The 23,170-nt window shown below is 46.4% G+C and carries 36 protein-coding genes; all 36 read left to right on the plus strand.

Annotated features, from left to right (window positions below; all coding sequences use genetic code 11):
* The first annotated feature begins 4 nt into the window (after positions 1-4).
* The 36 genes from fusA to QOS01_RS06845 all read left to right on the plus strand — a co-directional run bounded on the left by fusA (position 5) and on the right by QOS01_RS06845 (position 23,137).
* Positions 5-2,089, plus strand: a complete 2,085-nt coding sequence (gene fusA, locus QOS01_RS06670; RefSeq protein ID WP_283621654.1) for an elongation factor G — start codon at positions 5-7, stop codon at positions 2,087-2,089.
* Between the two features lie 200 nt (positions 2,090-2,289).
* Positions 2,290-3,615 (plus strand): uracil-xanthine permease family protein, encoded by a 1,326-nt coding sequence (locus QOS01_RS06675; protein WP_283621655.1) that lies wholly within the window; start codon positions 2,290-2,292, stop codon positions 3,613-3,615.
* A gap of 286 nt (positions 3,616-3,901) precedes the next feature.
* The gene (locus QOS01_RS06680) at positions 3,902-5,395 is read left to right on the plus strand and encodes a peptide MFS transporter (protein ID WP_283621656.1); all 1,494 of its coding nucleotides are present in this window, start codon (positions 3,902-3,904) and stop codon (positions 5,393-5,395) included.
* A gap of 18 nt (positions 5,396-5,413) precedes the next feature.
* Positions 5,414-6,118, plus strand: a complete 705-nt coding sequence (locus tag QOS01_RS06685; RefSeq protein WP_283621657.1) for a serine hydrolase — start codon at positions 5,414-5,416, stop codon at positions 6,116-6,118.
* 299 nt (positions 6,119-6,417) lie between these two features.
* The gene (rpsJ, locus tag QOS01_RS06690; protein ID WP_047767337.1) at positions 6,418-6,726 is read left to right on the plus strand and encodes a 30S ribosomal protein S10; all 309 of its coding nucleotides are present in this window, start codon (positions 6,418-6,420) and stop codon (positions 6,724-6,726) included.
* A gap of 57 nt (positions 6,727-6,783) precedes the next feature.
* Positions 6,784-7,446 carry a 50S ribosomal protein L3 gene (gene rplC / locus QOS01_RS06695; RefSeq protein WP_283621658.1) on the plus strand — a complete coding sequence of 221 codons (663 nt, stop codon included), beginning with the start codon at positions 6,784-6,786 and terminating at the stop codon, positions 7,444-7,446.
* Between the two features lie 21 nt (positions 7,447-7,467).
* Positions 7,468-8,091 (plus strand): 50S ribosomal protein L4, encoded by a 624-nt coding sequence (gene rplD / locus QOS01_RS06700; protein ID WP_283621659.1) that lies wholly within the window; start codon positions 7,468-7,470, stop codon positions 8,089-8,091.
* Positions 8,091-8,387, plus strand: a complete 297-nt coding sequence (gene rplW / locus QOS01_RS06705) for a 50S ribosomal protein L23 (RefSeq protein ID WP_283621660.1) — start codon at positions 8,091-8,093, stop codon at positions 8,385-8,387. The genes rplD and rplW overlap by 1 nt, the downstream gene beginning before the upstream one ends.
* A 25-nt stretch (positions 8,388-8,412) precedes the next feature.
* Complete coding sequence (gene rplB, locus QOS01_RS06710) at positions 8,413-9,258, plus strand: 50S ribosomal protein L2 (RefSeq protein WP_283621661.1); 846 nt, start codon at positions 8,413-8,415, stop codon at positions 9,256-9,258.
* Between the two features lie 36 nt (positions 9,259-9,294).
* Positions 9,295-9,579 (plus strand): 30S ribosomal protein S19, encoded by a 285-nt coding sequence (gene rpsS / locus QOS01_RS06715; RefSeq protein ID WP_283621662.1) that lies wholly within the window; start codon positions 9,295-9,297, stop codon positions 9,577-9,579.
* A 17-nt stretch (positions 9,580-9,596) separates the two neighbouring features.
* Positions 9,597-9,944 (plus strand): 50S ribosomal protein L22, encoded by a 348-nt coding sequence (rplV, locus tag QOS01_RS06720; protein ID WP_047767347.1) that lies wholly within the window; start codon positions 9,597-9,599, stop codon positions 9,942-9,944.
* A gap of 12 nt (positions 9,945-9,956) precedes the next feature.
* On the plus strand, positions 9,957-10,622 hold the full coding sequence (gene rpsC, locus QOS01_RS06725) for a 30S ribosomal protein S3 (protein WP_283621663.1): 666 nt from the start codon (positions 9,957-9,959) through the stop codon (positions 10,620-10,622).
* A 3-nt stretch (positions 10,623-10,625) separates the two neighbouring features.
* Positions 10,626-11,060: a 50S ribosomal protein L16 gene (rplP, locus tag QOS01_RS06730; protein WP_047767349.1), complete on the plus strand. Its 435-nt coding sequence runs from the start codon at positions 10,626-10,628 to the stop codon at positions 11,058-11,060.
* On the plus strand, positions 11,050-11,256 hold the full coding sequence (gene rpmC / locus QOS01_RS06735) for a 50S ribosomal protein L29 (RefSeq protein ID WP_003664552.1): 207 nt from the start codon (positions 11,050-11,052) through the stop codon (positions 11,254-11,256). Before rplP ends, rpmC begins: the two co-directional genes overlap by 11 nt.
* Positions 11,257-11,280: 24 nt before the next feature.
* Entirely contained in the window at positions 11,281-11,547 is a 267-nt protein-coding gene (rpsQ, locus tag QOS01_RS06740; RefSeq protein ID WP_003716661.1) for a 30S ribosomal protein S17, read from the plus strand.
* A gap of 65 nt (positions 11,548-11,612) precedes the next feature.
* The gene (gene rplN, locus QOS01_RS06745; RefSeq protein ID WP_003714461.1) at positions 11,613-11,981 is read left to right on the plus strand and encodes a 50S ribosomal protein L14; all 369 of its coding nucleotides are present in this window, start codon (positions 11,613-11,615) and stop codon (positions 11,979-11,981) included.
* Between the two features lie 34 nt (positions 11,982-12,015).
* Positions 12,016-12,324: a 50S ribosomal protein L24 gene (gene rplX, locus QOS01_RS06750; protein ID WP_283621664.1), complete on the plus strand. Its 309-nt coding sequence runs from the start codon at positions 12,016-12,018 to the stop codon at positions 12,322-12,324.
* A 25-nt stretch (positions 12,325-12,349) separates the two neighbouring features.
* The gene (rplE, locus tag QOS01_RS06755) at positions 12,350-12,892 is read left to right on the plus strand and encodes a 50S ribosomal protein L5 (RefSeq protein ID WP_283621665.1); all 543 of its coding nucleotides are present in this window, start codon (positions 12,350-12,352) and stop codon (positions 12,890-12,892) included.
* 15 nt (positions 12,893-12,907) lie between these two features.
* A complete protein-coding gene (locus tag QOS01_RS06760) occupies positions 12,908-13,093 on the plus strand; it encodes a type Z 30S ribosomal protein S14 (RefSeq protein WP_003664547.1) in 186 nt (61 codons plus the stop codon).
* Positions 13,094-13,124: 31 nt separating this feature from the next.
* A complete protein-coding gene (rpsH, locus tag QOS01_RS06765; protein WP_283621666.1) occupies positions 13,125-13,523 on the plus strand; it encodes a 30S ribosomal protein S8 in 399 nt (132 codons plus the stop codon).
* 29 nt (positions 13,524-13,552) lie between these two features.
* Positions 13,553-14,089 carry a 50S ribosomal protein L6 gene (gene rplF / locus QOS01_RS06770; protein WP_283621667.1) on the plus strand — a complete coding sequence of 179 codons (537 nt, stop codon included), beginning with the start codon at positions 13,553-13,555 and terminating at the stop codon, positions 14,087-14,089.
* A gap of 56 nt (positions 14,090-14,145) precedes the next feature.
* Positions 14,146-14,511 carry a 50S ribosomal protein L18 gene (gene rplR / locus QOS01_RS06775; RefSeq protein ID WP_047767363.1) on the plus strand — a complete coding sequence of 122 codons (366 nt, stop codon included), beginning with the start codon at positions 14,146-14,148 and terminating at the stop codon, positions 14,509-14,511.
* A gap of 22 nt (positions 14,512-14,533) precedes the next feature.
* Positions 14,534-15,043, plus strand: coding sequence for a 30S ribosomal protein S5 (gene rpsE, locus QOS01_RS06780; protein ID WP_283621668.1), 510 nt, complete (start codon positions 14,534-14,536; stop codon positions 15,041-15,043).
* A 14-nt stretch (positions 15,044-15,057) separates the two neighbouring features.
* Positions 15,058-15,240: a 50S ribosomal protein L30 gene (gene rpmD, locus QOS01_RS06785; protein ID WP_047767366.1), complete on the plus strand. Its 183-nt coding sequence runs from the start codon at positions 15,058-15,060 to the stop codon at positions 15,238-15,240.
* Between the two features lie 32 nt (positions 15,241-15,272).
* Positions 15,273-15,707 (plus strand): 50S ribosomal protein L15, encoded by a 435-nt coding sequence (gene rplO / locus QOS01_RS06790; protein ID WP_283621669.1) that lies wholly within the window; start codon positions 15,273-15,275, stop codon positions 15,705-15,707.
* A 1-nt stretch (position 15,708) separates the two neighbouring features.
* The gene (gene secY / locus QOS01_RS06795) at positions 15,709-17,028 is read left to right on the plus strand and encodes a preprotein translocase subunit SecY (protein WP_283621670.1); all 1,320 of its coding nucleotides are present in this window, start codon (positions 15,709-15,711) and stop codon (positions 17,026-17,028) included.
* 2 nt (positions 17,029-17,030) lie between these two features.
* Positions 17,031-17,681, plus strand: coding sequence for an adenylate kinase (locus QOS01_RS06800; RefSeq protein WP_283621677.1), 651 nt, complete (start codon positions 17,031-17,033; stop codon positions 17,679-17,681).
* Between the two features lie 132 nt (positions 17,682-17,813).
* Positions 17,814-18,032 (plus strand): translation initiation factor IF-1, encoded by a 219-nt coding sequence (gene infA, locus QOS01_RS06805; protein WP_003664537.1) that lies wholly within the window; start codon positions 17,814-17,816, stop codon positions 18,030-18,032.
* Between the two features lie 39 nt (positions 18,033-18,071).
* On the plus strand, positions 18,072-18,191 hold the full coding sequence (gene rpmJ, locus QOS01_RS06810; RefSeq protein ID WP_003714521.1) for a 50S ribosomal protein L36: 120 nt from the start codon (positions 18,072-18,074) through the stop codon (positions 18,189-18,191).
* Between the two features lie 30 nt (positions 18,192-18,221).
* Positions 18,222-18,587 carry a 30S ribosomal protein S13 gene (gene rpsM, locus QOS01_RS06815; RefSeq protein WP_047767373.1) on the plus strand — a complete coding sequence of 122 codons (366 nt, stop codon included), beginning with the start codon at positions 18,222-18,224 and terminating at the stop codon, positions 18,585-18,587.
* 34 nt (positions 18,588-18,621) lie between these two features.
* Positions 18,622-19,011, plus strand: a complete 390-nt coding sequence (gene rpsK, locus QOS01_RS06820; RefSeq protein WP_003664532.1) for a 30S ribosomal protein S11 — start codon at positions 18,622-18,624, stop codon at positions 19,009-19,011.
* Between the two features lie 83 nt (positions 19,012-19,094).
* The gene (locus tag QOS01_RS06825) at positions 19,095-20,039 is read left to right on the plus strand and encodes a DNA-directed RNA polymerase subunit alpha (RefSeq protein WP_283621671.1); all 945 of its coding nucleotides are present in this window, start codon (positions 19,095-19,097) and stop codon (positions 20,037-20,039) included.
* 32 nt (positions 20,040-20,071) lie between these two features.
* Positions 20,072-20,455, plus strand: coding sequence for a 50S ribosomal protein L17 (gene rplQ / locus QOS01_RS06830; protein ID WP_047767379.1), 384 nt, complete (start codon positions 20,072-20,074; stop codon positions 20,453-20,455).
* Positions 20,456-20,668: 213 nt separating this feature from the next.
* The gene (locus tag QOS01_RS06835; RefSeq protein ID WP_283621672.1) at positions 20,669-21,496 is read left to right on the plus strand and encodes an energy-coupling factor transporter ATPase; all 828 of its coding nucleotides are present in this window, start codon (positions 20,669-20,671) and stop codon (positions 21,494-21,496) included.
* Positions 21,478-22,341 carry an energy-coupling factor transporter ATPase gene (locus QOS01_RS06840; protein WP_283621673.1) on the plus strand — a complete coding sequence of 288 codons (864 nt, stop codon included), beginning with the start codon at positions 21,478-21,480 and terminating at the stop codon, positions 22,339-22,341. Before QOS01_RS06835 ends, QOS01_RS06840 begins: the two co-directional genes overlap by 19 nt.
* Entirely contained in the window at positions 22,334-23,137 is an 804-nt protein-coding gene (locus QOS01_RS06845) for an energy-coupling factor transporter transmembrane component T family protein (RefSeq protein WP_283621674.1), read from the plus strand. The genes QOS01_RS06840 and QOS01_RS06845 overlap by 8 nt, the downstream gene beginning before the upstream one ends.
* Positions 23,138-23,170 lie beyond the last annotated feature (33 nt).

Consider the following 23,170-nt stretch of genomic DNA (forward strand, 5'->3'; position numbering starts at 1 on the left):
TAAGATGGCTAATAAACGTGAATACCCACTCGCTAAGACTCGTAACATTGGTATCATGGCCCACATCGATGCCGGTAAGACGACTGCTACTGAGCGGATTCTTTACTACACTGGTAAGATTCACAAGATCGGTGAAACCCACGATGGTGCTTCACAAATGGACTGGATGGATGAAGAAAAGGAACGTGGTATCACTATCACTTCCGCTGCCACCACGGCCGTTTGGAAGGACTACCGGATTAACATCATTGATACCCCAGGACACGTGGACTTCACTGTCGAAGTTGAACGTGCATTGCGGGTGCTTGATGGTGCCGTAACTGTTCTGGATGCCCAGGCCGGTGTTGAACCACAGACCGAAACTGTTTGGCGTCAAGCTGACCAATTCAACGTTCCACGGATTGTCTTCGCCAACAAGATGGATAAGGTTGGGGCTAACTTTGACTACTCCGTTCAAACGATCAAGGACCGTCTGAACGTTACCCCACTGCCAATCCAAATGCCAATTGGTGCTGAAGACTCCTTCGTTGGGGTAATCGACCTGGTTAAGATGGTTGCTTACGTTTACGACGAAGATAAGCTTGGTACTAACTGGGATACTGTTGATATTCCTGACGACATGAAGGATGAAGCTCAAAAGCGTCACGAAGCCATGATTGAAACCTTGGCCGACATCGACGACAACATCATGGAAAAGTACCTTGAAGGTGAAGACATTTCCGTTGATGAAATCAAGGCTGCTATCCGTAAGGGGACCCTGGAAGAAAAGCTCTTCCCTGTATTAGCTGGTTCAGCTTACAAGGATAAGGGTATCCAGATGATGCTTGATGCCGTTATCGACTACCTGCCATCACCACTGGATGTTAAGCCATTCGTTGCCCACGATGCTGATGGCAACGAAGTCGAATTGACTGCCGGTGACGACAAGCCATTCGCTGCCTTGGCCTTCAAGATTGCTACCGACCCATTCGTTGGTCGTTTGACCTTCTTACGGGTTTACACTGGTTCTCTGCAATCTGGTTCCTACGTTCTGAATGCTACGAAGGACAAGCGTGAACGGATTGGTCGTCTGCTGCAAATGCACTCTAACCAGCAACACGAAATCCCAGAAGTATTCTCTGGTGATATTGCTGCCGCTATCGGTCTGAAGAACACCACTACTGGTGACTCTTTGACTGATCCTGACCACCCACTGCAACTTGAATCCATGGACTTCCCTGACCCAGTTATCCAAGTTTCTGTTGAACCTAAGTCCAAGGCTGACCAAGACAAGATGGACAAGGGTCTGCAAAAGCTGGCTGAAGAAGACCCAACGTTCAAGGCTGAAACTAACCCTGAAACTGGTGAAACGCTGATCGCCGGGATGGGTGAACTTCACCTGGACATCATTGTTGAACGTCTGCGTCGTGAATTCCACGCCGAAGTTAAGGTTGGTAAGCCACAAGTATCCTACCGTGAAGCATTTACTAAGCAAGCAAGTGCCCAAGGTAAGTTCGTTCGTCAATCTGGTGGTAAAGGTCAATACGGTGATGTATGGATCGAATTCACACCACTTGAAGAAGGTAAGGGCTTCGAATTCGAAGATGCCATTGTCGGTGGGGTTGTTCCTCGTGAATTTATCCCTGCTGTTGAACAAGGTTTGAAGGAAGCTATGCAAAACGGTGTTCTTGCTGGCTACCCACTTGTTGACATGCACGCCAAGCTCTACGATGGTAGTTACCACGAAGTCGACTCTAGTGAAGCGGCCTTCAAGGTTGCTGCATCCCTCGCTCTGAAGAATGCTGCTAAGAAGGCGGACCCAGTTATCCTTGAACCAATCATGAAGGTTGACATTGTTGTTCCAGAAGACAACATGGGTGACGTTATGGGTCAAGTTACTGCTCGTCGTGGGACTATCGATGGGATGGAAGAACGTGGTAACGCTCAACTGATCCACTCATTCGTTCCACTGTCTGAGATGTTTGGTTACGCTACTGCCCTGCGTTCTGCTACGCAAGGTCGTGGTACCTTCACGATGACTTTCGACCACTACTCAGCTGTTCCTAAGTCTATCCAAGAAGACATCATCAAGAAGAACGGTAACAACTAGTTTTAGATAATTCCGGAAGGGGAAACTTCCAACTTTCGGTAAATAAAAGGATTCAGTATCCGGTTTTCCGCTACTGAATCCTTTTTTATTCCTTAAATTATTCGTAGTTAAACGTTTTAGCGAACAATTTTAGACTTTACAGGATTTATAGTTCGTGATATGTTATAAAACATAGAAATTTGATGAGGAGTAATTAGGAAATGGAAGAAAAAGCACAACTAATGGTTGGTCCAGACGATAAGATTTCGGTGACCGAGGCAACCCTGTTGGGGCTCCAGCACGTCCTAGCGATGGATGTCTATGTGCCACCGATTATTTTGGCAGGGATGCTCGCCATGGGGGCGGCCGACTCAACGGGGCTCTTGCAGGCGACCTTCCTGGCGGCGGGAATTGGGACTATCCTACAAACGGGAATCTTTATGAAGATGCCGGTTTCTCAGGGGCCATCCTTTGTTCCCCTGAGTGCGGCCGCGGGGGTTGTCCTTGCCAGTGGGGGACTGAAGGGTGGCGGAATGGCCACCTTGCTGGGTTCACTAGTTGTGGGGGCCATCCTGTTGATTATCCTCGGCCTAAGTGGCGTTTTTCAAAAAATTATTAACTACCTTGTGCCAGCGGTTGTGGGGGGCACCATCATTACCTGTGTGGGCCTGTCGTTGATTCCGTCGGCCCTGAACGATAATATTTTTGACGCGCAGGGGAACGTTTACCAGAACATGGAACTGGCCGCGGTTACGGCCATCACCTTACTAATCTGTGTGGGAATTAGTATTCGCTTTCCCCGGGTCCAAAAACTGTTTAAGGCCGGCTCAATCGTGATTGCCCTCCTGGTCGGCACGGCAATGAGTGCCAGCATGGGGCGCTTTGATTGGCACTCGGTGGCGGCTGCACCTTGGTTCAGCCTGCCGCAACGGACAATGCTCCACTGGGGAATCCATTTCAACATGACGGCCATCCTGACGTTTATCATTATCTACGCTATCCTGACGACGGAAACGACCGGAACCTGGTTCGCCATGGGAGCCGTTACCAACCACAAGATCACCAAGAAGCAGTGGAATCACGGGATCGTTGGTGAGGGGCTCAGTTGCCTGATTGCGGCCTTTAGTGGGACCACGCCGGTTACGGGCTACTCTACCAATGCCGGAATCATCTCAATTACTGGAGTTGCCAGTAAGCGGGCCTTCATTTCGGCCGGCTGCTGGTTCATCGTCCTGGGCTTCTTTACCAAACTGTCGGCCTTCTTGGCTGCCATCCCGGCACCGGTGATCGGTGGGGTCTTCGCGATTATCACGGTTACCATTATGCTAAACGGGCTGAACGTTATTCGGAACCTGAAGACGGGTGAGAGTGATATCTACGTTATTGGCATACCAATTATTTTGACGATTGCCCTGGTCTTGTTGCCAAAGCACGTCCTCAACGCTTCACCACAGATGCTCCAGTACTTACTGGGGTCACCAATCGCCATTGCGGCAATTACCGCAATCATCCTGAACATCCTGATGCCGCGTCGTCAACGGTTATAAAGAAAGAAAGTCGCCATACCGGCGGCTTTTTGCTTTTCAAAATTCTCTGTTTACTAAGTAGACGGGGTGGACCAGCTATAATTCTTAAGGACTATTAAATGTTTCCCTTAATATTGTTAAGGACGGGGATAGATATATTGCGTATTTTGTTTTACCGCAGGACAAAAACGGTCAATCAAAATTGACTTCAATCCTTCGAAAACTTTATAATAATAACATTATAAAAATATTAACTATTTTTAATCTTACTTATAAAGCTGGTAATTTTATGGAGGTGTCGTGATAAATGGGAAAACAAAGAAGCATTGACACCGCATTTTTTGGGCAGCCTCGTGGATTATCGACCCTGTTCTTTACTGAAATGTGGGAACGGTTTAGTTACTATGGAATGCGGGCCATCCTGATATTCTACATGTACTACGCCGTCACAAAGGGTGGCTTAGGCTTTAACCAGGTAACAGCCGCCTCAATCATGTCCATCTATGGCTCACTAGTTTATCTTTCTAGTGTGATTGGGGGCTGGCTTTCTGACCACATCTGGGGGTCTCGGAAGACCGTTTTCTACGGTGGTGTCCTGATTATGTTTGGGCACATCGCCTTATCTCTGCCCTTTGGCCGCTGGGGTCTCTTTGCCTCAATTGCCCTGATTGTTATGGGGACCGGTTTATTGAAGCCCAACGTTTCCGAAATGGTAGGGAGCCTGTACAGTGATGAGGATAGCCGACGGGCATCCGGTTTCTCCCTGTACCTCTTCGGGATTAACCTGGGGGCCGCAGTTGCCCCTTGGGCAGTGCCGTGGGCAGCTGACGGCTTTGGCCTGGGGCTTTTCCACGGCCAAATGAACTTCCACGCGGGATTCTCACTGGCGGCCGTCGGTATGTTCTTTGGCCTGGTTCAATACGTAATAGATGGTCACAAGTACCTGCCAGAAGTAAGCTTAAAGCCAGAAGACCCGTTGAAGGCTGGACAGGCACGGCCGGTTGTTAACAAGACAATCTGCGGGATCGTTGTCCTGGCCCTTATTCTCGGTGTCATGGGATTAACCGGGAAGCTGACCATTGCCAACGTTATCATGCTGATTACGATCGTTGCCATTCTGTTGCCAATCTACTACTTCGTCTTAATGCTGCACTCCAAGAAGGTTACTAAGATTGAGCGGACCCGGGTTCGGGCATACATCCCACTATTCTTTGCGGCGGTAATCTTCTGGATCATTGACGAGTCCGGATCAGTTGTCCTGGCCCTGTTTGCTGCCCAGCGGACTGTTTTACATATCGGTAGCTGGCACTTTGCAGCCGCTAATTTCCAGACTCTGAACCCATTATTCATGATGATTTTGACGCCGTTATTTGCGGTTATGTGGGACCACCTCAAGAAGCGGCCGAGCGCACCGGCAATGTTTGCCCTGGCTTTGATCTTTGCCGGACTCTCATACGCCTTTATGGCTCTGCCTGGTTTGATTCACGGGACAACCGCTGGCCGGGTATCACCATTCTGGCTGGTGGGTTCCTGGTTTATCGTCGAACTGGGTGAAGTTACTCTTTCCCCAGTGGGACTGTCGATTACTAGTTCGCTGGCCCCGAAGGCCTTCAAGTCGCAGATGATGAGTATGTACTTCCTAGCTGACGCCGCTGGGCAGGCGGTCAATGCGCAGATTGTTAAGTTTTACTCGTCAGCTACCGAAGTGCCTTACTTCCTGACAATTGGGACGACCAGTATTGCGTTTGGGATCTTGCTGTTCTTCTTCGTTAAGAAGATTCGTAGTTTGACCGAAGAGTAAGAAAGAAGGGTGTAGAAGTTGGATAAAGAAAAGTTGACGACCGCGTGGCAAAAGGTAATGACCAAGTACGGAAACCAGGCGGCGGTTGCGATCCAGTTTGTAGATGACGATGAAGTCCTGGCAACTACCAATGCGCCGGCACTGCGCTATGAAACGGCCAGTACTGTCAAAGTAGCTGTTCTAGCGCTCCTGTTGAAGAAAACGGGTGGGCAGCTTAACCCAACCCAGCGGGAACTTACGGAACGAATGATTCGTTATAGTGATAATGATGCGACAACGGCAATTCTGGAAAATTACTTAGGGGGGATGCTTTCACTCCAGTCCCTTTACCAGGATCTGGGGATGACAAACACAACCGCCTCGTCATGGTGGGGGACCACATTAACCGTCCCGAGTGACCAGTTGAAGCTGTTGCGGATGATCTACTGTAACTTGCCTGCTGACTACCTGAGTGACTCTTCACGGGCCTACGTTAAGAAACTGATGGGGGAAGTGGCAGTTAGCCAACAGTGGGGGATTTCAACCGGGAAGAGTGAGTACTACCTGAAAAACGGCTGGCGTCCCGCCAGTGATAATGGTAAGTGGGAAGTACACAGTATCGGTTACGTCCCAAATGAACCAAAAAGCTATATCATTGCTATTTATACCCGTAATAATCGTGATTACGCATCCGGTGTCAGTCTGGTCGAGGATCTTGCCCGGGCAACGCAAAATAATATCTAATATTTAAAGGCTAAAAATTTTTTTAGCCTCTTTTTTTGCTTTAACAAAGAAAACGTTTTTTGTTACAAAATAATTTCATTCAAAATAAATCGATTTAAACACTTGATATGACGGCGATTCTTTAGTATTATGGATAGGTGCTTGAGCGTTGGAGGTAGATTTGCCCTACCCCCATAGCGGTTTAAGCTGCGAAGCGATGATGCGGAAGGTTGCGACACACCCGGCCGCTTTGCCACAGGATGTGGCGGTAATTTCCGCGGAGCTAGTCAAATTTTAAATCTGACGAAGGAGGGAACATAATGGCAAAACAAAAGATTCGTATTCGGTTAAAGGCTTATGAACACCGTATCCTCGACCAATCTGCTGATAAGATCGTTGATACCGCTAAGCGGACAGGTGCTCAAATCTCAGGTCCTATCCCGTTACCAACTGAACGGACTCTCTACACTGTTATCCGTTCACCACACAAGTTCAAGAAGTCTCGGGAACAATTTGAAATGCGGACTCACAAGCGTTTGATCGACATCATTGATCCAACACCAAAGACTGTTGATTCATTAATGAAGCTCGACCTGCCAAGTGGTGTTGACATCGAAATCAAATTGTAATTATTTTTCTACTATATAAAAGAAACAAACTAAAACATTAAAATTGGAGGTGTACTCATGGCCAAAGGAATCTTAGGTAAAAAGGTTGGAATGACTCAAGTCTTCACTGACAACGGTGAATTGGTTCCAGTTACTGTTATTGACGTAACACCAAACGTTGTTATGCAAATCAAGACTGTTGAAAACGATGGTTACAACGCTGTTCAACTTGGTTTTGATGACAAGCGTGAAATCTTGAGTAACAAGCCTGAACAAGGTCATGCAGCAAAAGCAAATACGACCCCTAAGCGCTTCATCGGTGAAATCCGTGACGCTGAATTAGGGGATGACATCAAGGTTGGAGACGAAGTTAAGGCTGATATCTTCAACGAAGGTGAAACTGTCGACGTTACGGGTACTACCAAGGGTCATGGTTACCAAGGTAACATCCACAAGGATAACCAATCACGTGGACCTATGGCTCACGGTTCTCGTTACCACCGTCGTCCAGGTTCATTGGGTGCCATCATTAACCGTGTATTCAAGGGTATGAAGCTCCCTGGCCGGATGGGTAACAAGACTGTTACTATGCAACACTTACAAGTTGTTAAGGTTGACTTAGACAACAACGTATTACTCATCAAGGGTAACGTTCCTGGTGCTAACAAGTCATACGTTACTATTAAGAACTCTGTGAAGGCTAACACTAAGAAGAGCCTGAGCAAGCAACACAATAAATAATAAGAAAGGAGGAAGTAAATAATGACTAGCGTTAATTTGTACAAGCAAGATGGTAGCCAAAACGGCACTATCGAATTGAATGCTGATGTTTTTGGTATTGAACCAAATCAAAATGCTGAATTTGATGCTATCTTGCGTCAACGTGCTTCCCTGCGTCAAGGTACTCACGCCGTAAAGAACCGTTCCGCTGTTAGCGGTGGTGGTAAGAAGCCATGGCGTCAAAAGGGAACTGGTCGTGCTCGTCAAGGTTCTATCCGGGCACCACAATTCCGTGGCGGTGGGATCGTCTTCGGCCCTACCCCTCGTTCTTACAAGTACAACCTTCCTCGTAAGGTTCGTCAACTTGCTATCAAGTCAGCACTTTCCCAAAAGGTTCTGGACAACGCATTAGTTGTTGTTGATGCATTGAACTTCGATGCTCCAAAGACCAAGGAATTTGCTGGTGTAATGAACAACTTGAAGGTTGCTGAAAAGGCACTGGTTGTCGTAACTGACGATGACAAGAATGCTGCTTTATCTGCACGCAACCTTGCTAACGCAACTGTTGTTACTCCTGCTGGTGTTAACATCTTAAACGTTGCTGACGCACAAAAGATTGTTATTACTAAGTCAGCTCTTTCTCAAGTAGAGGAGGTGCTCGCATAATGGAAGCACGCGATATTATTTTACGTCCTGTAGTTACTGAAGCTTCAATGGCTGGCATGGACGACAAGCGTTACACTTTTGATGTTGATTTACGAGCAACCAAGACTCAAGTCAAGAATGCCGTTGAAGAAGTTTTCGGCGTTAAGGTTGTTAAGGTAAACATCATGAACGTTAAGGGCAAGAAGAAGCGTCAAGGTCGTTACGTCGGCTACACTAAGCGTCGTCGTAAGGCAATCGTTACTCTTTCTGCCGATTCAAATGAAATTAAGCTGTTCAACGATGACAGTGAAAACTAATCATTAAAAAAAGGAGGAAAACATAGTGGGAATTCGTAAGTACAAACCTACTACTAACGGTCGCCGGAACATGAACGGTTACGACTTCGCTGATATTACGAAGAACACACCGGAAAAGTCATTATTGGCTCCATTAAAGCACACTGCCGGCCGTAACAGTTATGGTCACATTACTGTTCGTCACCGTGGTGGTGGTGTTAAGCGTCAATACCGGATCATTGACTTCAAGCGGATCAAGGATGATGTTCCTGCAACCGTTAAGGCCATCGAATACGATCCAAACCGGACTGCCAACATTGCTTTACTTGGTTACGCTGATGGTACTAAGTCATACATCATCGCTCCAAAGGGCTTGAAGGTTGGCATGACTGTTCAATCTGGTCCAGATGCAGATATCAAGGTTGGTAACGCTCTTCCATTGAAGAACATTCCAGTTGGTACTGTTATTCACAACATTGAGTTAAAGCCAGGCAAGGGTGGTCAACTTGCACGTTCTGCAGGTGCCTCTGCTCAATTACTTGGTAAGGATGAAAAGTACGTTCTGGTACGTCTTTCATCTGGTGAAGTACGGATGGTTCTGGCAACTTGCCGGGCAACCATTGGTACCGTTGGTAACGACGAACACGCCCTCTTAATTAAGGGTAAGGCTGGTCGGACCCGTTACGCTGGTCAACGTCCACACGTTCGTGGTTCTGTAATGAACCCTAATGATCACCCACATGGTGGTGGTGAAGGTAAGCAACCAGTTGGTTTACCATCTCCTCTGTCTCCATGGGGTAAGAAGACTGTTGGTAAGAAGACCCGTTCACACAAGGCTCGTTCAAACAAGTTCATTGTTCGTGGTCGGAAGCGCGGTCCACATACTCGTTAATAATTTACGTCTAATACCCGAGAGGAGGTACACTAAATGGCTCGTAGTTTGAAGAAGGGACCTTTCGCTGATGCTTCATTACTGAAGAAGGTTAAGGCTCAAGAAGGTTCTGAAAAGAAGACAGTCATCAAGACCTGGTCACGTCGTTCAACCATTTTCCCAAGCTTCATTGGTTACACCTTTGCAGTTTACAATGGTCGGAAGCACGTACCAGTTTACGTACAAGAAGACATGGTAGGTCACAAGTTGGGTGAATTTGTTCCAACTCGTACTTTCCACGGTCACGCAACTGATGACAAGAAGACTGGTACTACTAAGTAAGGAGGGTGAATTAATAAATGGCTGAAAACATTACATCAGCTAAGGCAACCGCTAAAATGGTTCGCGTGCCTGCACGTAAGGTTCGTCTTGTTTTAGACGCAATTCGCGGCAAGAGCGTTGCTGAAGCATTTGCTATTCTGAAGTTCACCAACCGTGGTGCCGCTTCAGACGTTCAAAAAGTATTAAATTCTGCTGTTGCAAACGCTGAAAACAACTTTGATTTAGATCGTGCTTCATTGGTTGTAAGTGAAGCCTACGCAAACGAAGGACCAACCCTGAAGCGGTTCCGTCCACGTGCAAAGGGTTCTGCTTCTCCAATTAACAAGCGGACTAGTCACATTACAGTGGTTGTTACAGAACGATAGGAGGAATGAATAGTGGGTCAAAAGATCAATCCTAATGGTTTTCGTGTTGGAGTCATTCGTGATTGGACTGCAAAGTGGTACGCTGATAAGGACTTTGCTAACTACCTGAACGAAGACCTTCGGATCCGTAAGTACATTGAAAAGCGACTTGCTGATGCCTCTGTATCAACCGTTGAAATTGAACGTGCCGCAAACCGCGTCAACGTTTCAATTCACACTGCCAAGCCAGGTATGGTAATTGGTAAGGGTGGTTCAGAAGTTGAAGCACTTCGTAAGGAATTAAACAAGTTAACTGGCAAGCGTGTTCACATCAACATTGTGGAAATCAAGAAGCCAGACTTGGATGCTCACCTTGTTGGTGAAAGCATTGCTCGTCAACTAGAAGCTCGTATTGCTTTCCGTCGTGCAATGCGTGGCGCTATGCAACGTGCAATGCGTGCCGGTGCAAAGGGTGTTAAGACCCAAGTTGCTGGTCGTTTGAACGGTGCCGACATGTCACGGGTTGAATCATACTCTGACGGTACTGTTCCTTTGCACACTCTTCGTGCTGATATTGATTACTCTTGGGACGAAGCTCACACTACTTACGGTGTTCTGGGTGTTAAGACTTGGATCTACCGTGGTGAAGTTCTTCCTGCCAAGAAGACTGCTAACGATGATGAAGAAGGAGGGAAGTAAAACATGCTAGTACCAAAGCGAGTAAAGCACCGTAAGGTTCAACGTGGCCACATGCGTGGTGAAGCTAAGGGTGGCAAGACTGTTGCCTTTGGTGATTTCGGTCTGCAAGCACTTGATTCTCACTGGATCAGTAACCGGCAAATCGAAGCTGCCCGTATCGCAATTACCCGTTACATGAAGCGTGGCGGGAAGGTTTGGATTAAGATCTTCCCTCAACTTTCCTACACCAGCAAAGGTGTTGGTGTCCGGATGGGTAATGGTAAGGGTGCTCCTGAAGGATGGGTTGCACCAGTTAAGCGCGGCAAGGTAATGTTCGAAGTAGGGGGCGTTTCTGAAGAAGTCGCTCGTGAAGCTTTACGTCTTGCCGGTCACAAGTTGCCAGTTCGCACTAAGATCGTACAACGTGAGGAAGTAGGTGGACAATCTAATGAAAAGTAAAGATTACGTACAAGAACTGAATGGATTAACCACTGACAAGCTACTTGACCGTGAAAAGGAATTGAAGGAACAATTGTTTAACTTACGTTTCCAATTAGCTACTGGTCAATTGGAAAACACTGCAAGTCTGAAGCAAGTACGTAAGGACATTGCACGGGTTAAGACAGTTCTTCGTCAACAAGAATTAAACAAATAAGAATACGAAAAGGAGGATTAGCGCATGAGTGAAGAACGTAATGCACGTAAGGTTTATCAAGGCCGCGTTGTTTCTGACAAGATGGACAAGACCATCACTGTTGTGATTGACACTTACAAGAGTGCCCCAATCTACGGCAAGCGTGTTAAGTACTCAAAGAAGTACTACGCCCACGATGAAAACAACGAAGCAAAGACCGGCGACACTGTACAAATCATGGAAACTCGGCCACTGTCAGCTAAGAAGCGTTTCCGTCTTGTAAAGATTGTCGAAAAGGCTGCTACCCTTTAATTTAGCAGATAACTCTAAAATTCGTATTCTAATTCTTATTTGTAAATGGAAGGAGGACATTAACCGTGATTCAACAGGAAAGTCGGTTGAAGGTCGCTGATAACTCTGGTGCCCGTGAAATCCTTGTTATCAAGATCTTGGGTGGTTCCCGGGTTAAGACTGGTAATATTGGTGACATTATTGTTGCTACTGTAAAGCAGGCAACACCAGGTGGCGTTGTCAAGAAAGGTGACGTTGTTAAGGCTGTCGTAGTACGGACTAAGCATGGTCTGCACCGTAAGGATGGTTCTTACATCAAGTTTGATGAAAACGCCGCTGTTTTGATCAACAACGATAAGAGCCCTAAGGGTACCCGTATTTTTGGACCAATCGCTCGTGAACTTCGTGGCGATGACTTCATGAAGATCGTTTCTCTGGCTCCAGAAGTTCTGTAAGATTTAACCAAAAATAAGGAGGTGCACAATCAACATGTTCATTAAAACAGGTGACAAAGTTCGCGTTATCGCCGGTAAGGACAAGGGTAAGGAAGGTAACGTTAAGAAGATTTTCGCTGCCCAAAACCGTGTTATCGTTGAAGGCATTAACAAGGTAAAGAAACACCAAAAGCCAAGTAACGCTAATCCAAATGGTGGCGTTATCGATACAGAAGCTGCTATTAGTGCTTCAAACGTTATGCTGATTGATCCTTCTACCAACGAACCAACCCGTGTTGGCTTCAAGTTCGTTGATGGCAAGAAGGTTCGTTTTGCTAAGAAGTCTGGCAAGACTATCGACTAATTGAGGAAAGGAGGAATAACTACCAATGGAAAACCGTTTAAAAGCTAAATACGAAAGCGAAATTCGCCCCGCTTTGATTGAAAAGTTTAACTACTCTTCAGTAATGCAAGCACCAAAGGTTGACAAGATTGTCTTAAACATGGGTGTTGGTGATGCTACCACTAATTCCAAGAACTTGGATGAAGCCGTTGAAGAACTTGGTCTGATCGCCGGTCAAAAGCCTCTGATTACTAAGGCTAAGAAGTCAATCGCCGGTTTCCGTCTTCGTGAAGGAATGCCAATTGGTGCCAAGGTAACCTTACGTGGTGAACGGATGTATGATTTCTTAGATAAGTTAATCAACGTGGCCCTGCCACGGGTTCGTGACTTCCACGGTGTAAGCAACAAGGCCTTCGATGGTCGTGGTAACTACACTCTCGGTATTCATGAACAATTAATTTTCCCAGAAATTGATTACGATAAGGTTAACCGTGTCCGGGGCTTGGACGTAGTTATCGTAACAACTGCTGAAAGTGATGAAGAATCACACGAATTACTTGCCCAACTCGGCATGCCATTTGCTAAATAAAGGAGGTTCCACAAATTGGCTAAAAAATCAATGATTGCTAAGTGCAACCGTCCAGCTAAGTTCTCAAGTCGTGAATACACGCGTTGTGCACGTTGTGGACGTCCGCACTCAGTTTACCGTAAATTCCACCTATGCCGGATTTGCTTACGTGAACTTGCCCACAAGGGACAAATTCCTGGTTTAAAGAAGGCTAGCTGGTAAACAAATCACCGACAAAAGGAGGAAAACATCGATGTCTATGAGTGATCCAATTGCAGATTTCTTAACACGGATTCGTAACGCCAACATGGCTCAACACGAATCAGTTGAGGCTCCTGCATCAAAGATGAAGAAGGACATCGCTGAAATCTTGAAGAACGAAGGTTTCATTCGCGATGTTGAATATGTTGACGATAACAAGCAAGGCATCATCCGTGTGTTCTTGAAGTACGGCAAAGACGGTCAACGGGTTATTTCCGGCTTAAAGCGTATTTCCAAGCCAGGACTGCGGACTTATGTCAAGGCTGATGCTGTGCCAAAGGTTCTTAACGGATTAGGGATTGCTATTATCTCAACATCTGAAGGTGTTGTAACTGACAAGGTAGCTCGTGCCAAGAACATTGGTGGCGAAGTTATCGCTTACATTTGGTAATAAATTATATATAGTTAGGAGGTGCACGCATGAGTCGTATTGGTTACAAGGAAATTGACTTACCAAAGGGCGTTGAAGTTTCCCAAGATGGTAACGTCGTAACTGTTAAGGGTCCTAAGGGTACTTTGTCTCGCGAAATCTCACCTTTGATTAAGATGACTGTCGCTGACAACGTTGTTAAGTTTGACCGTGATGAAGATACTAACAAGTTGAAGATGATTCACGGTACTACCCGGGCTAACGTTAACAACATGGTTGAAGGTGTTGTTAATGGTTACAAGAAGGTTCTTAAGTTAGTCGGTGTTGGTTACCGTGCTCAATTCAAGGGCAACAAGCTGATCTTGACTGTTGGTTACTCTAACCCAGTTGAAATTGACAAGCCTGATGACATTGATATCAAGGTTCCTGACAACACAACCATTGAACTGAGCTCTATCAACAAGGAACACCTTGGTGATTTTGCTGCCCAAGTTCGTGCCGTTCGTTCACCTGAACCATACAAGGGTAAGGGTATTCGTTACGAAAACGAACACATCATCCGTAAGGAAGGTAAGACTGGTAAGTAATCTGTTAAACAGGTTAATTAGCCGTCTAATAATAAAAACAAACTATTTAATAAGAGGTGACTGTTGTGATTTCTAAACCAGATAAGAACAAGATCCGTCAACGCCGTCACATGCGCGTTCGCGGCAAGATTTCTGGTACTGCGGAGCGCCCACGCTTAAGTGTTTACCGTTCAAACAAAAACATTTACGCTCAATTAATTGATGACGTAAAGGGTGTGACGCTCGCAAGTGCCTCCACAAACGACAGCGAAGTAAGTGGTAAGACTAAGACTGAACAAGCTAGTGGTGTTGGTGCTTTAATTGCAAAGCGCGCTGCTGCTAAGAACATTACTAACGTTGTTTTCGACCGTGGTGGTTACCTGTACCACGGACGTGTTCAAGCTTTAGCTGAAGCTGCTCGTGAAAACGGACTTAAATTCTAAAGAAAAGGAGGAATAACCTGCAATGACATCATCAGAATACATTGATCCAGCAAAGTTGGACTTAGACGATCAAGTTGTTGCCATCAACCGGATTACCAAGGTTGTTAAGGGTGGTCGTCGGATGCGTTTCGCTGCATTAGTTATCGTCGGCGATCGCAAGGGCCACGTTGGTTTTGGTACTGGTAAGGCTCAAGAAGTTCCTGAAGCTATTCGTAAGGCTCAAGCTGCTGCTGAAAAGAACCTGATCACTGTTCCAATCGTTGGTACTACTATTCCACACGAAGTTATCGGTACTTACGGCGGTGGAAAGATCATGTTGAAGCCAGCCGTTGAAGGTTCCGGGGTTGCTGCCGGTGGTGCGGTACGTAACGTTATGGACCTCGCCGGTGTTGCCGATGTTACTTCCAAGCGTCTCGGTTCTAACACTCCTGTTAACGTTGTTCGGGCAACGTTTGAAGGTCTGAAGCAATTGAAGAGCGCTGAAGAAGTTGCTAAGCTTCGTGGTGTTTCAGTAGATCACTTGGCAGAATAAGGAGGGCACTAATTATGGCTAAAGTTAAAGTTACCTTAATCCACAGTGTTGCCCACCGTGAACCTACCCAACGTAAGACCGTTAAGGCATTGGGCTTAGGCAAGATCGGTAGCTCAAACATTCTACCAGACAACGCTGCAACACGTGGTCAAATTTTCAAAGTTGCACACTTAGTTTCAATCGAAGAAGTTAAGTAATTAAAACTAAATAATAAGGAGGTGCCTACCAAATGAAGTTAAATGAATTGAAGCCTGCTGCAGGTTCTCGTTCAAAGCGTCTTCGTAAGGGTCGTGGCCTTTCATCCGGTCATGGTTTTACTTCTGGACGTGGTACTAAGGGTCAAAAGGCTCACGGCAAGACTCGTCTTGGTTTTGAAGGGGGCCAAATGCCACTCTACCGGCAAATTCCAAAGCGTGGTTTTACCAACATCAACCGCAAGGAATACGCTATTGTTAACTTGACTGCACTGAACAAGTTCGATGACGGTACTGAAGTTACCCCACAAGTTCTTGTTGAAAGCGGTCTTGTTAAGAACTTGAAGAGCGGTGTTAAGGTTCTTGGTAGCGGTAAGCTTGAAAAGAAGTTAACTGTTAAGGCTAATAAGTTTTCTGCTTCTGCAGTTTCTGCTATTGAAGCTGCTGGCGGTAAAACTGAGGTGATGTAATTTGTTCAAAGCCGTCATGAACACCCTTAAGGTTAAAGAGATCCGCAAGAAGATCCTCTTTACCTTATTCGTGTTGATTGTTTATCGAATTGGGGCGGCTATCACTGTTCCTGGAGTTAATGCTGCAGCTTTGCAGGAAATTTCCTCGACCGGGTTAGCATCGATCCTCAATACTTTCAGTGGTGGTGGACTGGAAAACTATTCATTGTTCGCGATGGGGGTTTCCCCGTACATCACTGCTCAAATTGTTGTTCAACTGCTGCAGATGGACATTGTCCCGCGGTTCGTTGAATGGAGTAAACAAGGTGAAGTAGGGCGGCGAAAACTTAATCAAGCAACCCGGTGGTTAACAATTGTCCTCGGTTTTATCCAGTCAATTGGGATTACCGCTGGTTTTAATGCGTTAAGTACTATTAAGTTGGTTAATCACCCGAATGCGCAGACATATTTGACAATTGGTTTGATCCTGACTGCCGGAACAATGTTTGCCACTTGGATGGGTGATATGATTACTGAACGTGGTATCGGTAATGGTGTCTCCATGCTGATCTTTGCTGGGATTGTTGCTCAGATGCCTGGTGGAATCAGACAACTTTGGGATGATCAAATTGCGGGTGAATCTGGTTCGGCCTTATGGTCAGGAATCGGATTTATTGCCTTAGTAATTTTAGCGTTAATAATCATCGTGGCGTTCGTAACTTGGGTTCAACAAGCGGAACGTCGTTTACCAATTCAATATACTCGTCGAACAACTACCTCACCATCGAGTAGTTATCTACCATTGAAGATTAACGTTTCCGGGGTTATTCCAGTTATCTTCGCTGGATCCTTTATTTCGACTCCGCAAACAATCTTAATGGCTTTCCAGCAAAGCCATGGTGGTGATACTTGGTATCAAGTTTTAACAACGATTTTCAACATGCAGTCCGGACCCGGAATTGCATTGTACACATTGTTGATTGTTGTATTTACCTTTTTCTACGCCTTTGTTCAGGTTAATCCGGAAAAGCTTGCAGAAAATCTGCAGAAGCAGGGTTCTTACATTTCTGGTGTCCGTCCCGGACGAGGAACACAAGACTTTGTTTCTGGTTTGTTAATGCGTTTAAGTACGGTTGGTTCACTGTTCTTGGGATTGATTTCGTTAATTCCATTGATTGCAAGTAACGTTTGGAACCTCAGTCAGTCAATCGGACTTGGTGGTACTAGCTTGCTAATTATTGTCCAGATTGCCTTAGACGTAATTCGTCAATTAAACGGGTTAACAATGAAGCGTGAATATATTGGATTTATTCGTGAACCAGAAGGAGGAAATGGCAAATGAGTATGAACCTTGTATTAATGGGGTTGCCTGGTGCCGGTAAGGGTACCCAAGCTCAAAAGATTGTGGAAGATTTCGATATTCCTCATATCTCGACTGGGGATATCTTCCGTGCGGCAATTAAGAATGAAACGCCAATGGGAGTTGAAGCTAAGAAGTACATCGACAAGGGTGAACTTGTTCCTGATGAAGTTACTAACGGCATCGTTAAGGAACGGTTAGCTCAAGATGATACTAAGAAGGGCTTCATGCTTGACGGCTTTCCTCGTAATCTTAACCAGGCGGATGCCCTGGATAAGATGTTGGCTGAGAGCAACCGGCAATTAGATGCAGTTATCAATATTCATGTCGAACCTGACGTATTGGTAGAACGTTTAAGTGGTCGGTTTATTTGTCGCAATTGTGGTGCAACGTATCACAAGATTTACAATGCACCAAAGGTTGAAGGTACGTGTGACGTTTGTGGCGGCCACGACTTCTACCAACGTGATGACGATAAGCCAGAAACGGTTAAGAATCGTTTGGATGTTAACATTAAGTTGAACACACCACTGGTAGATTACTACCAAAAGAAAGGTGTTTTGCACACGATCGATGGTCAACAGGACATCGATAAGGTTTACGTAGACGTCAAGAAAGTGCTCAATAACCTTTAATTAGGTGGGATGCCTTGCCATAGGGAGCGGATTATGCTAAACTAGGCAAGGTTTATCTAGCTGACAGTGGGAAGTAGTCTGCTTTCCACCGTTTTTACGTAATTTCTTGATTAAGCAAGGAGGAACCGTTTCGTGGCAAAAGCCGATGTGATTGAAGTTGAGGGCAAGGTTACCGAAACCCTGCCTAATGCGATGTTTAAAGTTGAACTGGAAAATGGGGCGGAGATTCTTGCTCACGTCTCTGGGAAGATCCGGATGCACTACATCAAGATCTTGCCTGGTGACCGAGTAAAGGTTGAAATGTCCCCATACGACCTGACTAAGGGTCGGATAACGTTCCGGTTTAAGTAATAATTGTTAATCTAGGAACTCTCTAGGAGGATATTAAGAATGAAAGTAAGACCATCAGTCAAGCGGATGTGCGAGCACTGCAAGATCGTTAAGCGTCATGGACGTGTTATGGTTATCTGCTCTGCTAACCCTAAGCACAAGCAACGTCAAGGCAAGTAATTTTATTAATTAAGAATGGAGGTGCACTAAATGGCTCGTATTGCAGGTGTCGATTTACCTCGTGACAAGCGAATCGTGGTCGGCTTAACTTATATTTACGGTATTGGTGATTCCCGGGCTAAGAAGATCCTGGAAGCAGCCGGTGTTTCAGAAGATGTTCGTGTTCGTGACTTAACTCCGGACCAAGAAGAAAAGATCCGTGGTCAAGTTGAAAACATCGAAGTTGAAGGGGACTTACGTCGTGAAGTTTCCATGAACATCAAGCGGCTTCAAGAAATCGGTTCTTACCGTGGCATGCGTCACCGTCGTGGTTTACCAGTTCGTGGTCAACACACCAAGAACAACGCTCGTACTCGTAAGGGTAAGGCGGTAACCATCGCTAACAAGAAGAAGTAATTCAATTTTATAAAAAAGGAGGTTAGTACTAGATATGGCAACCAAAAAAGGTACGCGTAAGCGTCGTGCAAAAAAGAATGTTGAAACTGGTGTTGCACACATTCACTCAACATTCAACAACACTCTGATCATGATCACTGATGTTCAAGGTAACGCTGTTGCTTGGTCATCAGCTGGTGTATTGGGCTTCAAGGGTTCACGTAAGTCAACCCCATTTGCTGCTCAAATGGCTTCAGAAGCTGCTGCAAAGCAAGCTATGGAACACGGTATGAAGACTGTCGAAGTTGAAGTTAAGGGCCCAGGTTCTGGACGTGAAGCTGCAATTCGTGCTCTTCAAGCAACTGGTTTGGAAGTTACTGCTATTCGGGATGTAACTCCAGTTCCACATAATGGTTCTCGTCCTCCAAAGCGTCGTCGTGTTTAATAGGCATTGGTGGGGAACGAGTTTTCCACATTTGTCTTTTCGCAAAAAATACGAACCACGTTTGAAAGGGGTACAGGGATAGAATGATCGAATTTGAAAAGCCAAACATTCATAAAGTTGAAGAAACGGATAACTACGGCAAGTTTGTTGTAGAACCACTTGAACGCGGTTATGGGACCACTCTTGGTAACTCACTGAGACGGGTTCTGATTGCTTCATTACCAGGTGCTGCAATTACCACCATGCAAATTGATGGCGTTTTGCACGAATTCAGTACTGTTAAAGGTGTAACTGAAGATGTAACCCAAATTATCTTAAATCTTAAGAAGGTTTCTCTTAAGTTGAATTCCGAAGATCAAAAGGATTTGGAATTAGATGTTAAGGGACCTGCTGAAGTAACCGCCAGTGATATCCAGGGTGATAGTGAAGTAACTGTCTTAAACCCTGACTTGCATATCGCAACTGTCGCTGATGGTGCTGAATTACACATTAAGATGACAGCTGATAAAGGTCGTGGCTACCTTTCAGCTAATGATAATAAGGCCCGGATGGAAGATCTTCCAATTGGTGTTTTGCCGATTGATTCCATCTACACCCCAATTGAACGTGTTAACTACACCGTTGAAAATGCGCGGGTTGGTCAACGTAGCGACTACGATAAGCTGACTCTGGATGTTTGGACTGATGGTTCATTAACACCAACCGAAGCGGTTAGTTTGGGTGCTAAGATTTTGACCGAACACTTGGACATGTTCGTTAACTTAACGGAAACGGCACAAAATGCCCAAGTGATGGTTGAAAAGGAAGAAACCCATAAAGAAAAGACGCTTGAAATGACAATTGAAGAACTTGACCTTTCTGTTCGGTCCTACAACTGTCTTAAGCGTGCCGGCATTAACACTGTTAAGGAACTGACAGACCGTACCGTTTCAGACATGATGAAAGTTCGGAACTTAGGACAGAAGTCATTAGAAGAAATTAAACTGAAATTAAATGATCTCGGCGTTTCATTCCGTCAAGATGATTAATTGATACCAATTGCAAAGGAGGGAACCACTTCATGAGTTACCGTAAATTAGGACGTACAAGTTCACAACGTAAGGCTTTATTACGTGATTTAACTACCGATTTAATCGTTAATGGTCAAATTACCACTACTGAAGCACGGGCTAAGGAAGTTCGTAAGACTGCTGACAAGATGGTTACGCTTGCTAAGCGTGGCGACCTTGCTTCCCGGCGGAAGGCTGCTGCATTTATCCGTAATGTTGTTGCTGACGTTAAGGAAGATGGCGACAACATTCGTATCCAATCTGCACTTCAACACCTGTTTGAAGAACTTGCTCCAAAGTATGCAGACCGTAACGGTGGTTACACACGGATTTTGAAGACGATGCCTCGTCGTGGTGACGGCGCACCAATGGTTATTTTGGAATTCGTTGACTAATTATTGTTAACTAAATACGTAATAAAGAATCACTATCACTGGTGGTATAGAGCGTTACGATGGTGGGAACTCCCTAGTCTAGCTCGAATGCGGAAACCCCGTGCACCCCAGTGGTAAGTGATTTTTTATTTTAAATTGTTTTAGTGCAAATGGGTGTTCAAGTAGCGTAGTTCACGCTAAAATGGAAATATTAACTGTGAAGGGACCAGTAACTTGGACGGGATAATTTTAAAAGATATTACATATACATACCCAGGCGCCGCGACGCCAGCCCTCGACGGCTTAAACCTGACAATTCCCCGTAACCAGTGGACGACTTTAATTGGGAAAAACGGGAGTGGTAAGAGCACCATTGCTCGTTTGATAGATGGCCTCCTTGTCCCAAGTCAGGGGAGCATCACGGTCAATGGCCTGGCGGTAACGGAGGAGAACCTTGGTAAACTCCACCAACAAGTGGGAATCGTGTTTCAGAACCCGGAGAACCAATTCGTGGGGGCAACGGTGGCTGATGATATTGCCTTTGGCCTCGAAAACCTCCAAGTTCCTCGTGAAAAGATGGCGCCCCTAATCAAGCGGTCCCTGGAACGGGTCGGAATGACCGCGTTAGCCGATGCGGAACCGGGAATGTTGTCTGGTGGCCAGAAGCAGCGGGTTGCGATTGCCGGAATTTTGGCACTGGAGCCCGAAATAATCATTCTTGATGAGGCGACGAGTATGCTTGATCCCGCAGGCCGGCAGACAATCCTTGACCTCATTAATAACTTGCGGCGCGACAGTGGGCTGACCATTATTTCAATTACCCATGATCCGGTTGAAATGGAAATGGCGGACCAGATTGTGGTCGTGGGCGACCACCACGTTATTGAAAACGGCCCAGCAGCTGACATCCTGCAGAAGACATCCTTACTGAGGAAACTTGGTGTGGGTATTCCGACGGGGCAACACCTACGTGATTTGTTGGTTGCCAGGGGAGTAACGGTTCCCGAGCAGTACTTTACGGAAGATGAAATGGTGAAATGGTTATGGCAGCAATTGAGTTAAGCAACGTTAATTTTACCTACCCGAATTCGCAGCGGGGCGATACCAACACCCTCTCTGATATTAACCTTTCGATTGCCGCGGGAAGCTATACCGCAATCATTGGCCACACCGGGTCGGGGAAGTCAACCTTGGTATCGCTGATTGATGGCCTACTTGTACCGTCGAGCGGGCAAGTACAAGTCGGCAGGGTAACGGTGACGAGTGACGCCAAGCAGGCAGACTTGGCCCAACTTCGCCAGCACGTCGGCTTTGTCTTTCAGTTTCCCGAACAGCAGCTCTTTGCGGAGACGGTCGCCCAGGATGTCGCCTTTGGACCGGAGAACCTGGGATGGCCTCCGGAGAAAGTTAAGGCGGCGGTCAAGCAGTCAATTGCCGATGTTGGCTTACCGAAAGAAATCGGTGAGCGGTCACCGTTTATGCTCTCCGGTGGGCAGATGCGGCGAGCAGCGATTGCCGGGGTCTTGGCAATGAAGCCGTCAATCCTGATTTTGGATGAGCCGACGGCCGGGCTCGATGCTCAGTCAACCGACCAGTTACTGTCGTTAGTTGCTAAACTAAATGCAGCGGGAACGACCATCATCTTAATTACCCACCAGATGGAGCAGGTCGCCGCCTATGCGGACCAAGTGGTGGTAATGAACCATGGTCGCCTGGTGACCAGCACTGTTCCCCAGAAGCTGTTCAGCAATCCGCAGTTACTGGCGGACAACCACCTGGCCCAGCCGGTAGCAATCAAGATGCGGGAACGCCTTCAAGACAAGGGCCTTTCCTTGCCCCTCGCCCTAACGCTCGACGACTTGGCAGACCATCTGGCCAGCCGGATTGGGGGTGGGGCGGATGAATAACGCGATTGTGTTTGGAAGTTACGTTCCCGGTAGTTCCCTTCTTCACCGCCTCGATCCCCGGACGAAGCTTTTCTTGTGTGTGGCATACGTGGTATTGGTTTTCTTTGCCAACTCGTTTGTGACCAGTGCATGGCTGACGGTGGCTTTACTGGTAACGATGGTCCTTAGCCAGGTGGGCTTTGGACTTTACTGGCGTGGTATCCGGCCCCTAATGTGGATCATCTTGATTACGGTTGCTTTTCAAATCCTGTTTAGTACGGGCGGGAAGGTGTACTGGCACTGGGGGATTATGTCGATTACCCATGACGGCCTGGTCAACTCACTGATCATCTTTTTCCGTTTCATGGTAATTATTACCGCCTCCACCGTTTTGACGGCAACCACGCCGACCTTGCGGATTGCCGATGCCCTTTCCTGGTATATGAAGCCACTGCGGGTAGTTAAGGTGCCAGTCAACCAGATTACCCTAATGATCTCGATTGCCCTCCGCTTTATTCCCACAATCATGGAGGAAGCGGGGAAAATCACTAACGCCCAGCGTTCGCGGGGGATGAACTTTGCAGAAGGCAGCCTCGTCCGGCGGGTCCGGCGGATGGTGCCAATCCTGATCCCACTCTTCGTTGATTCATTCAAGCGGGCAGAGGAACTCGCCACGGCCATGGAGGCCCGGGGCTACGACCCAGCTGCACCCCGGACACATTACCGGCAGCTTCACTGGGCAAGGCGTGATACCATCAGCCTCTGCCTGTTTGCTGTTGTGACGGTTATTTTATTTGGTTTACGAATTATCTTATAAGGAGCTCTCAAGGAAGGGCTCCTTTTGTTTCGT

It is taken from the genome of Limosilactobacillus avium (assembly GCF_947381485.1).
In the GTDB taxonomy this organism is placed as follows: Bacteria; Bacillota; Bacilli; order Lactobacillales; family Lactobacillaceae; genus Limosilactobacillus; species Limosilactobacillus avium.